Below are 12,203 nucleotides of genomic sequence, written 5' to 3' on the forward strand. Positions count from 1 at the left end.
AAACAGCTCCCAAAACACCAATGATCAGCGCTAGTAAGACCGTAACATATCAAAGCCACATACTAATGGAAATGAGATTAATTATCAATCCATTTATTTAACCCACAAATCGACGCATCATTTTGATTAATCAACGCTTTCTTTGGGCTGAGCCTTTGCCATTACTCAATAAGATTTGCTTTGGATACTTCAGTCTATAGTAGCCACTGTCCCAAGATAGCATTGACCGCCGCTTCTGTGCGTAATATGCGAGGCCCTATGTGTACGGCATCACAGTGCTGTGCGGCTAGCAGCGCTATCTCATAATCAATCCAGCCGCCTTCAGCACCGATACAGACCAAACTGGGCAGTCCTAGTGAAGGCTGCTGCTGTAAAAACTGCGAAAACGATTGTGAACCATAAGGATGCGCGGCGATAGCGCTACCCTTTATCCAGCTTGCCAGCTTGTCCTCGACAAAGGGTTTAAAGCGTTTTTCTAACGTGATAGTAGGCGCAATGGTATCAATCCCTTGTTGCAGTCCCTCTAACACAAACTCATTAAGACGCTCGAGCATGGGGCTTTGCCAATAGCTTTTTTGAGTTCGGTAGCTGTTAATCAAAATAATATCCCGCACACCAAGCGCGGTCATATCCATGATTAAGCGCCGCAGCACCTTAGGGCGTGGCAGTGCCAAGACCACCGTCAAATCCAGTTTGGCTGGTGGGCACATGTCTAGCTTCACATCAATCAGCTGAATACATTCAGCCGTCATACTATCGATGACAGCCGTACCCAGATGACCACCCAGTTGCCCAATCTTAAGTGTGTCACCAACCGCGGCGTTCAGTACTGTCTGCACATGATTGATCTGCGTCACCGCCGTGATATGGGCAACGCCTGATGAGAAATTTTCAACTGGCAATAAGATACAGTTCATAGTCGCTCTTGGCTTAGGTGCCGTTCTTGGCTTGGTTTCTGGGTTAAACGCTGCTCAATCGTATCTTCGATCATCGTGAACTGCCGAACCAATACAGCTTGCTGCTGCATGGTCATTTGCGCACCCGCCTGCCCTGCTCGAATCGACAATGGCAAATCACTCAGCCAGTTATGCAATTGCTGATAGAGGCGTGCATTATCATCAGCTGAGCGTTTGCGAGAAGATTTTTTATGAGGCATAGCGTTAGGCTGCTCAATTGACTGCTGATTCTTGCTATTGTCTGTCGTAATTGGACGATACCAGTCATTGTTTGGCTGATACAGAGCTCCGACCTCAGACAATGTATCCACCACGTTTTGACAAGACTGGGTATACGTCCCCATGACAACAGGTGTCGCAACACTCGCAGGCTCAACGGGGTTATGACCACCGACATCGACCAATGAGCCGCCTACGAATGCCACGTTTGCTAGAGCGTACCACGTCATCATCTCGCCCATACTGTCCGCCAGATAGACGTTTGTATCTGCACTGATAGCGTCTGTATCACTGCGCCTTGCCATGTTTAATCCTGTCTTTTCGATCAGCGCTGCAACTGCGTCAAAACGCTCAGGATGTCGCGGCACGATAATCAATAATGCCTCTGCTAGCGCCGGACTAGATAATATCTGCTGTTGCCATGACAGTGCTATCGCCTCTTCCCCATCATGAGTGCTTGCCGCTACCCATACTGGTCGAGATGCTGTACCAAACTCCTCTGTCAGCTTGGATTTTTGCAGTGCTACAGGCGTTTTTCTATCTGTTACTTCATCATCAGCTTTTGGGGTGTTGATCACCCATTTTAGCGAACCTGCCACACGGATTTGTGCGCTATGAGCACCCAGTTGCCTGAAGCGTTTGGCCGAGTCACTGTCTTGCGCAATAACCAGCGTCAAGTTTTTCATCATGCTGGCACTCACCGCACCAATCTTCTGATAACTTTGAAAAGAAGACAGCGACAGTCGCCCATTGACGAGTATGCTTGGAATACGGTGCTGGGACAATTTGGTCAGAATATTTGCCCATAGTTCTGTTTCTACAAACAAAGCGGCAATAGGCTGTACATGCGACAAGAACGTCTCAATCACTGCGGGACTATCGACTGGCACGTAACTGTGACTCATCTGTCCTGTGGCAATCTCACTGGCGAAACGACTGGCACCACGGGCAAAACCGGTCTGCGTGGTATTGGTCAGCCATATCTGATAACCGTGCGCCAATAACATGTCTAGCAAAGGCGCGACTGTATTGGTCTCACCCAAAGAGACGGCATGACACCAAATAACGCCTTTATGACTGCTGCCATGCATCACTGGTCGCGGTGGATACTGCTTACCAAAACGCTGATCGATTTCTTGCTGATAGTTCTCGCGCTTATGCGATCGACGCCATACTTGCAGGCGATATAGTGGCTTTATTATGCTGATTAAACCCTGATAATACAGCGGAGTATCGTGCACGGTTTGACCAGTATCTAACGATGGGTCGGTCAATTTTGAAGAAACATCAGATGGCACATGAGATGATGGCATGAAGCAGCCCAATTTAGTAATGGATCAAGCAATAAGAGAGTAAGTATAAAAACGCACCAATTTTACCTGAATTTAACGCGTAACAATAAGCTTTTAAAAAGTTAATGGCCCAAAATAACCGAACTAAGGTATGTCATTAATCTAGTAGCCTCATTTGTATCACATCAGTTGGATTAGATTAGTTACATCGCATCAGTTGAGTTGCCCTATTTAAACCCGACAGTCATCTGAATGCATTGAATAGAACACGCCTTTAAAATCATCAGACAATAATTATGATCAATAATGCGACCACAATCACCGCAGCAAATAACCATAGATAACGCTTGGTACTGTGCTGCTCTTGTTTTCGTGTCGTCATGAGGGCCTCTGCTTGTTGCCACTGCTGCACCAGACTCGCCGCGGCTGTGTGACCATTGTCTGCCGCTTGCTCTAACCAATGTTTGCCATTGTCAGTATCTTGCGCCACCCCTATCCCTTGATAGTACATCTTACTGAGCAAACGCTGTGCACGACTGTCATTTTTGCTCGCTGCTTGCTTAACCAACGCTGTCCCTGACTCTATCGCAGTATTTTTGTCCGTGACCAATCCTTCATTAAGCAATTCATACATCGCAAGGCGCAGCATAGCCGCGGTATGCCCAGATTCGGCAGACGCTTGTAGTTTTTGCAGTGCTTGGGTTTTTGCCGCTATATGTTTATCTGAAAATACAATCTGGTCACGTGGCTTGTCTTGCTTACCAATATACTGCTCGAAATGCTCTAGCACGTTACAGGCTTGCTGATAGTTATCCTGACCAACTGTTTGTGGCACCTCAATTTCATTCAGCTCTACGAGTAGCTGCGCGAACATGTCTAGTATGGGTGATGGCTTCGTTGGTAGTGGCTCTATTGGCGACGACTTTATATTGATAGGAGGCTGAGTATCAGCGACTGTATATTTTGGCTCTGGTTCGGACAGTTCAGGCTGAACGAGGGGTTTTGTGTCCATAGCCGTTTGGCTGGCTAGTACCTCATAGGCATTAGGAGCAATCGAGGGGATTTCTACATCAATGGGTTCTTGAGACTCCTTGCTATTAGAATTGATCAGTATCTGTTGGGTTGGCTGATGCGTATGAGTCGATTGGCTGGTGCTTATATGCGTATTCAGGTGTACATCTGCATTATTATCTTCAGCAGTATTTTGTGCAGCTACATTGACAGCTGTACCATTAGAGTGACTGGATAGGTTTGGCAGCCTTTCAATCACTGCTTGATATAGGCCGCTCGCTACCTGAGCGCCTTGTACTGAGTCAAACTGACGATCGATATGACCAAATAGGCGCAGACCAATGGGTTCTAACGCGAAAAACAATGATTTTGCCGCGGTATCATGATGGCTATCACCATAGGCCACTGCCATATGCTGATAAAAATCATCGTTAATCAATGATAAATCAGGATAGCGTTTACGCAGCTCAAACTGACCGTACCACTTCGGCTCGTGCTGCCATTGAGATGCAAGCACACGGCCCGCATAAATACCCAAAAACACGATAAAGTTACGATAATACTCATCAGCCAACAGTGTCGCCTCGTCCCATAATCCCCCTCTGATCAGATCACGGCGTACCTGAGACAACAAGGTATCTACACGCTGCAAGCTCTCAAGCGACTCGTCCAACACGCAAGCATGTAGCTCTTTTTCATACGCGATACCGCCTGCGATGGCGCGCCCAGCTAAAAAGTCTTGCCAGTAGCCTGCTGCAATATAATCAAGGGGTGTTAGGGGCGATGCAGACATAAATGGGCCTGTCCTTTTTGCAAATGAGTTGACCATAAAAACGATGCGTCCATCACGATAATAGAGCACTGCTGACCAATTACCTTAACTCAAAATCTCAGGCGCTACAATAAAGGACTGAACAATCGCACGACATTATCGAACAATCGTTTTGACCCTGGGCGCTGCTGCCAATCCTCTAAACTCAAGATACGGCAGTTTTGTAAGTAGATATCTTGGCAATAGGCCACTTGAGCTACCATCTCTGGCGTATAAATGGCCAAACTGACCTCCATATTTAAATAAAAGCTACGCATATCGATGTTGACCGTGCCAAACAAACAATAATCATCATCGATGACCACGGTTTTGGCATGCAACAAACCGCCTTTGAACAAAGCAATGGTCACGCCAGCATCTAACAGCTCTTGATAGTAGGCCTGTGAGGCGTGCTGCACCAGAAATGAATCCACCTTTTCGGGCACAATCAACGTTACTTCCACCCCGCGCTTAGCCGCTATCATTAGTGCCCCTGATAGCGATTCATCAGGGACAAAATAAGGCGTGGTAATACGAATGCGTTTATTGGCACGATGAATCACCGTTACCAGCGTGTTATAAATGACATGAGCGGTCAACTGCGGTGCCGAAGGAATCAGCTGCGCGAGTACCTTATCCACGACTGGCATTGTTGGTATCACAATCGAGGTCGCGCCGATATCTGGCTGATCGTGATGCTCCATACCATCGCTCAGCACTTTTACTCGGCTGTTCAAATCATTAATGGTGGGGTTCATCACATAGAGTTTACGGGTGTAATTGTTGACGCGCTGATGCAGCTCAGCAAGATTGTTATTATTTTCAGCGCCGATATCAGTGACAATCACCTTAGCCATCGCGGTATTGATACTAATAGGGTGTTGACTGGTCGTTCTTATTGCCACATCAATCCATTGACCGACGTTTTTATTTTGTTTAAAAAACCTCGGATCAACCAGATTGAAGCTACCGATATAGCCGATATGTTCATCAATGACCACCATTTTGCGATGATTGCGCAAATCAGAACGTTTAAACAAGGTTTTAAACAGTCCTACTGGCAACGACTGATGAACAAACACGCCTACCTTTTCTAAGGTACGGTATGCCTTACTATTGATGAAACTGAGACTGCCCACGCTATCGGCTAATATGTGACATTCGACCCCACGCTGCGCGGCCACAGCCAATGCTTCTATCACCTCCCATACCTGACCTTTGGGATATACGATATAAAACTCCATCAACACAATGCTCTGTGCTGCATGAATATCATCAATCAAATGCTGAAAAATCGAAGCAGGCGTCGTCAATAGCTGCATTTGATGATTGGGAAATACGCCAAACCCCGTCCAGCGTGTGCCTATTTGACTAACACCCCGATAATGAGTGGCCAATAGCTCTTGCCCTTTATCAAAAACCAAATGCTCGCGCCGTGCCATGTCATTCATCATGGTGCTTACTTGATCCACTCGTTCGCGATAGCGACGCCCAATCATAGGCTCGCCTAACAGTATATAAGCGACAAACCCAAACACAGGAACGGTATAAAGCACCGCAATCCAAGCTATCGACACGCCAATATTACGCTGCACCGAAACAATACGTAGCGTCATTACTATCATCAGTACAATATGCAGTCCCAAACCCAGACCAGCGAAGTCTCCCCACGACCAGCTGGTAAAGGTCTCTCTAATAGCAAAAGTATTTATATTGGCCTCCATCAGCCCTATCAATGAACAAAGTATGCATAGTATAGTAGCTTTTCGCTATCAAACAACAGATAACAATAATTATCAGATCCTTGGCAAAACCTTGTCACTATTGACTTAACAGATTAATATTGACGATATCAAAAAGGAATTTCTAATTATTTTAGAAAAAACTTAAAATAGTGTTTGACAGCCATCTGTAAATCTATATAATACACACCCACAGCAAGGGGACTTAAACAGCTTCTTACTGAATAAAATACTTAACTAAAGGGTGACAACTTTAGAGACAGTAAAGAATAAATTATATATATAATTTATTTCAGGGTGATTAGCTCAGTTGGTAGAGCGTCTGCCTTACACGCAGAATGTCGGCGGTTCGAATCCGTCATCACCCACCACTCTTTTAGCAAAGTGGGCCTTTTATAAAGGTAAAATGCTAAAGCGACTAGCAGCGGTAGTTCAGTTGGTTAGAATACCGGCCTGTCACGCCGGGGGTCGCGGGTTCGAGTCCCGTCCGCTGCGCCATATTTAAAACTTAGTTTTAATACAAAAGTTTCAACCTCAAGTATTATTTTACTTGAGGTTTTTTTGTGCCTATAGATTTTGTCTAATAGTTATCTGCATACATCATCTTTATATAGAGACTTTACAATACACCTCAAAGAGACACTTCAACGTATACTATGTGCGCTGGTTCAGTCGACTCACACTGGCAATCAACGCTACCATGACCACACCTACAATAACCAAGATCCCAGACATCATGTGCGCTGCCTCATAGTTAAGCGCTTCGACTTGCTCATATATCGCAATCGATACCACCTTAGTCTCACCAGAGATACTCCCCCCTATCATCAGCACGACACCAAACTCACCAATCGTATGGGCAAAGCTCACCAAAGCCCCAAGGATGATACCTACCCGCGCTTGCGGCAAGGCCACGCTCATAAAGCGTCTGATACGACTGGGTTCTAATAGCTGAGACACTTCTACGACGCTTTTAGGAATACGCAAAAACTGGGCATACACTGGCTGTATATAAAAAGGTAATGAGTAGATAATAGAACCCACCACCAGACCTTCAAAAGTAAAAATCAGCGGGCTAATATTATGCTCGCTTAACCATTTACCGATACCCATACTAGGGCTAAGCAGCAACAAGAGATAAAAACCTATTACGGTGGGTGGTAATACTAAGGGCATAGCAATGATACCCATAAGTATGATTTTGAGCCGTCCGATGGATCGTCTACGACTTGGCTTAGCTAGCCAATAGGCTATAGGCGTAGCAAATAACAATAAGCATAAGGTAGTGACACTAGCAAGCTTGATACTGACCCAAAGTGGGCTGAGCATATCTGACATGAGCGATGGGTCTATCATATAATGTCACGGCTCGTTCTATAGGTATAAGAGGCAATCTAGCGAATTACTCAATGGACAGATAGCCTGCTTGTAATAAATGCTGTTGCCCTGCTGGTGAGCGCAAATAGTCAGTAAAAGCTAGCGCTGAGGGGTTATTATTCAAAACGATACCATCTTGTAAGATAGCTGGATAAGACTCTGGTGGCAAGGTAATAAACTGCTCAGACTTAGCCTTTATCGCGATGAGCTGAGACTGCGCCACAAATCCATAATCCACGCTACCAGTATGCGCATATTGAAAGGCTTGACCGATATTTTCTGACTGTATCAAGCGCTTTTCGGCATTTAATTTATCATATATCTTTTGTGACTGCAGATAGGCTTTTGCAGATGCTCCATAAGGAGCCAGCTCAGGATTGGCGATGGTTATTTTAGCATTTGCATCATTCGTAATAACATCAGCCAGTGATTCTATATTAAAATCACTTAATGATTTAGTAACACTGTATAGCGCCAATTGACCTTGTGCATAAGTAAACGGAGGGTGTGTTATCTCGTTTGAATGACTACCCTCTTTCTCTTTCGCAAGCTTGGCAGGAAATTCTTGGTTGGCTGATAAAAATACATCATAAGGCGCGCCAGCTTGGATTTGAGCATACAGCTTACCAGATGAGGCATATGTGACATCGATATCTTGAGTAGAGACAGTATTATTGGCTTGATAACTGCCAATAATACTAGGCAGTACATCAGACAAATTGGCAGCAGCAGCGATACGTAGCGTCTGGGTAGCCTCAGACGAGCTGGCAGCAGACTCTATATTAGTGCTACTCTCCTGCGTACAGGCGCTTAATAATACTAGCAGACCAGTAGATGCGGCCAGTATTAACCTACCCATTATTGCTCAACCATTTAGAAGAATCATCCTCGTAATACTCTTGTTTCCATACAGGAATATCTGCCTTTACCGTGTCTAGTATCCAGCGGCATGCATCAAAAGCAGGGTAACGATGGGCAGAAACAACGCCCACCCATATGGCCACATCACCCACTTCTAGCGCGCCAATACGATGTATCGCAATGGCGTGCGTAATCTCAAAACGTTTTTTGGCTTCTTCTATAATGGCACGGCCTTGATTAATCGCCAAATCCTCATAGCCATAATAGGTCAAACGATCAACGCTAGTGGCATTATTATGATTGCGTACTCGACCTTCAAAGCATACAAATGCGCCGCAGCTATCGTCATCGAGCGTTTTTTTGAGTCTGTCCTCATCAATCGCTACATCTAATAAAGCAAAACCATCACGTTCAGCGACTGCATATACTTCATCCACACTACGCTTGATCGTCATCGAATGGCTATGAACATTATCTGTCATGTATTTTCTCTGTTTATTCTACGGTCTGTTGAATAGTTATGCACGTCTCTCTAGCCACCCGCAACTGGCGTGATAAACACCACACTGTCGCCATCAGAAATAGGGTCTGTCCACTTAGCGAAATAATCATTCACCGCCACTCGCAGCTCTGATTGTGGACGACTGAAGCGATGTGTTTGACTCAATTGTGTATATAAATCAATAAGTGACATTGATGAGTCAACACTTACCTTTTCCTCATGACAGCCCGCTTCATCAGCTAAACTGGCGAAGTATAGAATATTAATAGTCATCAAGGATTCACTGTTTTTTTCTATGTCAGTATTATCTATAACATCAGTAGTATTCATAAAACCTTCCATTTATTACAGGCTGTCGAGTTCATATTTATTATACGGCTAAGTGTTCAAACAAAATCTGATGATGTTATTTATGCTGATAATCGGATTTACCACCTATCTTTTTGACCAAATGAACACCATCAATAACAATGTCATGTGACAGTGCTTTGGTCATATCATAAATGGTCAAGCAAGCCACACTGACTGCTGTTAGCGCTTCCATCTCAACCCCTGTTTTGTGTGTGACTTTGACAGTCGCGCTCACACTAATACTGTGGCTGGCATCGTCATACTCAAAGCTCAAGCCGATTTTATCTAACGGTAATGGATGACACAGTGGAATGAGGTCATGCGTACGCTTGGCCGCCATGATACCTGCGATATGTGCCGTCTGGGTGATACTGCCCTTTTTGGTCATGCCATCAGCGGCTTTAATTTGGGTATAAATCTCGCTTGGAAAACGCACTTGCCCGACAGCGTGAGCCTCGCGTGTCGTGGCAGTCTTGCTACTGACATCAACCATAGTAATATCACCGTCACTATCTAGATGAGATAAGGTAGACTGGTTGTTTTCTTGGCTACTGATATTCATTTATGATTTCTCTCGATAGACTTTTATAAATTATTTAAAGCCGTACATGCCTGTTCAAAATCTTCAGGCGTATTAAAATTGGTCAAGTGCTGCCAGCTCTTTGCAAAGGGTACGGACTGCACCATAGACTTGATAAACGGCATCACTCGGCGCTGTCCACTATCAATATAGGCTTTTAAGTCAGGCTCAATACTCAACTGATAAAGTCCTAATAGTGGGTATAAGTGACTGTCATCTGTTAAGCAAATTATTCTTTTATCAGTGGCTTGAGCACTCACCTGTTGCAATTCGTGCCACAAGTCAGTCGCCGGTATCAAACTATCACAGCTAATGACCATCAGCCATGATGGCTCGCTGTTATCTATGGTCGCTGAACCAGCCGCTGAACCATTTACCTTCAACAATGTTTGCATAGCAGACTCAATAGCGGCCAATGCACCAGCCGTATCGATCTGCTCATCACTCTCATTAGCACTATAATCAGAAATACGAAAAACTGCTGAGTGCGGTCGGTTTTGCATCAAATCTGCATCAATATCAAACCCGCGCTCATTGTCTGCAATCATAATAGGCAGATTGGTATCAGCCACAGTTAGCTCAAGCGCATGACGGACATGGTAATCTAACAGGCGCTCGCCTGACGGCAGCGTAAGCGCCGCTTTAGGCGTACCCATGCGTTTAGAAGCACCACCAGCCAAAATAACAATACCTGCCAAGCAAGCAATATGATTTGAGGTAGTCATCATTGATAATATCAGTCGTGACTTGGGTTCTGTGCCAAAAAATGCGGCACAAAGTTACAGGGACGTGTACGGCTATCAAACTGGTCTTTTAAGATATTTTCCCAACCAGTACGGCACGCACCTGATGAGCCAGGCAAGCAGAATATGCCCGTGCCATTTGCCATGCCAGCCACTGCTCTCGACTGTACTGTTGACATACCAATCTCATCTTTTGAGATGAGACGGAACATCTCACCAAAGCCATCGATAGACTTATCGAACAAGACTTTTACCGCTTCTGGCATACTGTCTCTAATGAAAAAACCTGTGCCGCCAGTCGTGACCACTGCATGAACTTTTGGATCCGCAATCCAACCACTAATAACAGCTCTTATTTGATAAATGTCATCGGTAATCAGCTGACGGTCTGCCAGATGGTGGCCTGCTTCTTCTAGACTATCGGCCAAGTACTGTCCTGAGGTGTCTTGTGCTAGCGTACGGCTGTCCGATACGGTCAAGATAGCAATATTGAGGGGGATAAATTCCGCAGCGGGCTTGCTCATAAAAACTCCTTTATACATATGATTTTATAGTATGTTTCAAAATGTCGTTGGCATTCTATCTATTTAATGTCGTGTGTCATGCTTAATGGTTATATACCTTAACCACCGATGATTGATAGATTGTGCATGATGCCACTGTTAGAATCGTGCAGATGATGGTGCTCAGGCTTGATCGGCATAAACTCATGTAAGGTATTTACCAGTCCTTGCACATCGCTTTGCTGCAGATGCGGGCGAATATCATAATTGCCTTGATCGAACAAACATAAATGCACTTTACCCTGACTGCTGACTCGCAGACGGTTGCAAGTATCACAAAAATGCGCAGCATAAGGCGCGATCATACCGATACGGCCTACATATTCAGGATGACTGTACTCTACCGCTGGGCCATCGCTACTCCCGCGCTCATGTGGTTGCCAGCCGTGATCCAATAGATAGTCAGTGATGATATCAGACTGCGCATGCTGGGCAAAAAACAAGTCACTATTATCACTGGTCTGCATAAACTCGATAAAACGATACGTGACTTTTCTGTCTTTTACATAGTCGATGGCATCCATTAGGTTTTCAAAAGCCGTCTCTGCCATCAAAACACCGTTTATTTTGAGTTTAATATCTGTCGTTTCTAGTAGCGTATCCATATCGATGAGCAGCTGCGGCAAACTATTAAAGCCCGTCATCTTATGAAAGGTCGCGGCATCAAAGCTATCCATACTGATATTAAGCTGATCCAGTCCTGCGGCTTGCCAACTGGCTAAATGCTTGCCGAGCTTATAACCATTACTGGTCATCGCCACTGTCTCGATGCCATCAGTTTGCTTAATCGTTTTTATAATCTCAACAACATCGCGGCGGATAGAAGGCTCACCACCAGTAATCCTGACTTTTTTAGTCCCTACTTGGGCAAAGCCGCGTATTAATGTGGCAATCTCAGGCACACTCAATTCGTCATCAGGTCGTTTGCCTTGATAGCCATTTGGTAGACAGTATTCACAGCTAAAATTACAAAAATCAGTGATAGATAGACGCAGATAAGTCAGACGACGTGAAAACCCATCCGTCAGGGGTTCATAGTTTTCCAGTGGCGAGTACTGTTGAGCACTGCCTATGTTGCCGTTATTATCACTCATATTTTACTACCGTCAGCATTGCTTACTATCTATAAGCACTACTTTATTATTTGCGTTTAGCATACCATTGTAGAAGTCATTATCAGTGGTTTGATACTCAC

At 44.8% G+C, this 12,203-nt stretch carries 12 protein-coding genes and 2 tRNA genes; 2 read left to right on the forward strand and 12 right to left on the reverse strand.

Annotated features, from left to right (window positions below; genetic code table 11):
- Positions 1 to 194: 194 nt before the first annotated feature.
- The 4 genes from IP485_RS03025 to IP485_RS03040 form a co-directional block, all read right to left on the reverse strand.
- Positions 195 to 917 carry a 16S rRNA (uracil(1498)-N(3))-methyltransferase gene (locus IP485_RS03025; RefSeq protein ID WP_198325917.1) on the reverse strand — a complete coding sequence of 241 codons (723 nt, stop codon included), beginning with the start codon at positions 915 to 917 and terminating at the stop codon, positions 195 to 197.
- Positions 914 to 2,488 (reverse strand): 3-deoxy-D-manno-octulosonic acid transferase, encoded by a 1,575-nt coding sequence (locus IP485_RS03030; protein ID WP_198325918.1) that lies wholly within the window; start codon positions 2,486 to 2,488, stop codon positions 914 to 916. The genes IP485_RS03025 and IP485_RS03030 overlap by 4 nt, the downstream gene beginning before the upstream one ends.
- Before the next feature lie 262 nt (positions 2,489 to 2,750).
- Positions 2,751 to 4,271 carry a tetratricopeptide repeat protein gene (locus tag IP485_RS03035; protein ID WP_198325919.1) on the reverse strand — a complete coding sequence of 507 codons (1,521 nt, stop codon included), beginning with the start codon at positions 4,269 to 4,271 and terminating at the stop codon, positions 2,751 to 2,753.
- A 104-nt stretch (positions 4,272 to 4,375) separates the two neighbouring features.
- Positions 4,376 to 6,013: a cardiolipin synthase gene (locus tag IP485_RS03040; protein ID WP_198325920.1), complete on the reverse strand. Its 1,638-nt coding sequence runs from the start codon at positions 6,011 to 6,013 to the stop codon at positions 4,376 to 4,378.
- A gap of 313 nt (positions 6,014 to 6,326) precedes the next feature.
- On the opposite strand from IP485_RS03040, the gene IP485_RS03045 reads away from it, so the two are divergent.
- Positions 6,327 to 6,402 (forward strand) — tRNA-Val (locus IP485_RS03045).
- A gap of 50 nt (positions 6,403 to 6,452) precedes the next feature.
- Positions 6,453 to 6,529 (forward strand) — tRNA-Asp (locus tag IP485_RS03050).
- A gap of 156 nt (positions 6,530 to 6,685) precedes the next feature.
- Here the strand turns inward: IP485_RS03050 and modB are convergent.
- The 8 genes from modB to moaA form a co-directional block, all read right to left on the reverse strand.
- Positions 6,686 to 7,387 carry a molybdate ABC transporter permease subunit gene (gene modB, locus IP485_RS03055; protein WP_198325921.1) on the reverse strand — a complete coding sequence of 234 codons (702 nt, stop codon included), beginning with the start codon at positions 7,385 to 7,387 and terminating at the stop codon, positions 6,686 to 6,688.
- Positions 7,388 to 7,433: 46 nt separating this feature from the next.
- A complete protein-coding gene (gene modA, locus IP485_RS03060; protein WP_198325922.1) occupies positions 7,434 to 8,267 on the reverse strand; it encodes a molybdate ABC transporter substrate-binding protein in 834 nt (277 codons plus the stop codon).
- Positions 8,260 to 8,751: a molybdenum cofactor biosynthesis protein MoaE gene (locus IP485_RS03065; RefSeq protein ID WP_198325923.1), complete on the reverse strand. Its 492-nt coding sequence runs from the start codon at positions 8,749 to 8,751 to the stop codon at positions 8,260 to 8,262. The genes modA and IP485_RS03065 overlap by 8 nt, the downstream gene beginning before the upstream one ends.
- Positions 8,752 to 8,801: 50 nt before the next feature.
- Positions 8,802 to 9,101, reverse strand: coding sequence for a MoaD/ThiS family protein (locus IP485_RS03070; RefSeq protein ID WP_227686377.1), 300 nt, complete (start codon positions 9,099 to 9,101; stop codon positions 8,802 to 8,804).
- Between the two features lie 76 nt (positions 9,102 to 9,177).
- On the reverse strand, positions 9,178 to 9,684 hold the full coding sequence (moaC, locus tag IP485_RS03075; RefSeq protein WP_198325924.1) for a cyclic pyranopterin monophosphate synthase MoaC: 507 nt from the start codon (positions 9,682 to 9,684) through the stop codon (positions 9,178 to 9,180).
- Between the two features lie 23 nt (positions 9,685 to 9,707).
- Positions 9,708 to 10,430 (reverse strand): molybdenum cofactor guanylyltransferase, encoded by a 723-nt coding sequence (locus tag IP485_RS03080; RefSeq protein WP_198325925.1) that lies wholly within the window; start codon positions 10,428 to 10,430, stop codon positions 9,708 to 9,710.
- A gap of 8 nt (positions 10,431 to 10,438) precedes the next feature.
- Positions 10,439 to 10,969 carry a molybdenum cofactor biosynthesis protein B gene (gene moaB, locus IP485_RS03085; protein WP_198325926.1) on the reverse strand — a complete coding sequence of 177 codons (531 nt, stop codon included), beginning with the start codon at positions 10,967 to 10,969 and terminating at the stop codon, positions 10,439 to 10,441.
- A gap of 98 nt (positions 10,970 to 11,067) precedes the next feature.
- A complete protein-coding gene (moaA, locus tag IP485_RS03090) occupies positions 11,068 to 12,102 on the reverse strand; it encodes a GTP 3',8-cyclase MoaA (RefSeq protein ID WP_198325927.1) in 1,035 nt (344 codons plus the stop codon).
- Positions 12,103 to 12,203: the final 101 nt, after the last annotated feature.

Origin of the sequence: Psychrobacter sp. NG27 (assembly GCF_016106655.1) — a bacterium.
Lineage (GTDB): Bacteria > Pseudomonadota > Gammaproteobacteria > Pseudomonadales > Moraxellaceae > Psychrobacter.

What these genes read in the sequence shown, in the direction of transcription:
- IP485_RS03080 (WP_198325925.1), bottom strand. Translation starts at nt 10,430, where the DNA reads ATGATGACTACCTCAAATCATATTGCTTGCTTGGCAGGTATTGTTATT.
- moaC (WP_198325924.1), bottom strand. Translation starts at nt 9,684, where the DNA reads ATGAATATCAGTAGCCAAGAAAACAACCAGTCTACCTTATCTCATCTA.
- IP485_RS03065 (WP_198325923.1), bottom strand. Translation starts at nt 8,751, where the DNA reads ATGACAGATAATGTTCATAGCCATTCGATGACGATCAAGCGTAGTGTG.
- modB (WP_198325921.1), bottom strand. Translation starts at nt 7,387, where the DNA reads ATGATAGACCCATCGCTCATGTCAGATATGCTCAGCCCACTTTGGGTC.
- moaB (WP_198325926.1), bottom strand. Translation starts at nt 10,969, where the DNA reads ATGAGCAAGCCCGCTGCGGAATTTATCCCCCTCAATATTGCTATCTTG.
- IP485_RS03025 (WP_198325917.1), bottom strand. Translation starts at nt 917, where the DNA reads ATGAACTGTATCTTATTGCCAGTTGAAAATTTCTCATCAGGCGTTGCC.
- moaA (WP_198325927.1), bottom strand. Translation starts at nt 12,102, where the DNA reads ATGAGTGATAATAACGGCAACATAGGCAGTGCTCAACAGTACTCGCCA.
- IP485_RS03070 (WP_227686377.1), bottom strand. Translation starts at nt 9,101, where the DNA reads ATGAATACTACTGATGTTATAGATAATACTGACATAGAAAAAAACAGT.
- modA (WP_198325922.1), bottom strand. Translation starts at nt 8,267, where the DNA reads ATGGGTAGGTTAATACTGGCCGCATCTACTGGTCTGCTAGTATTATTA.
- IP485_RS03040 (WP_198325920.1), bottom strand. Translation starts at nt 6,013, where the DNA reads ATGGAGGCCAATATAAATACTTTTGCTATTAGAGAGACCTTTACCAGC.
- IP485_RS03035 (WP_198325919.1), bottom strand. Translation starts at nt 4,271, where the DNA reads ATGTCTGCATCGCCCCTAACACCCCTTGATTATATTGCAGCAGGCTAC.
- IP485_RS03030 (WP_198325918.1), bottom strand. Translation starts at nt 2,488, where the DNA reads ATGCCATCATCTCATGTGCCATCTGATGTTTCTTCAAAATTGACCGAC.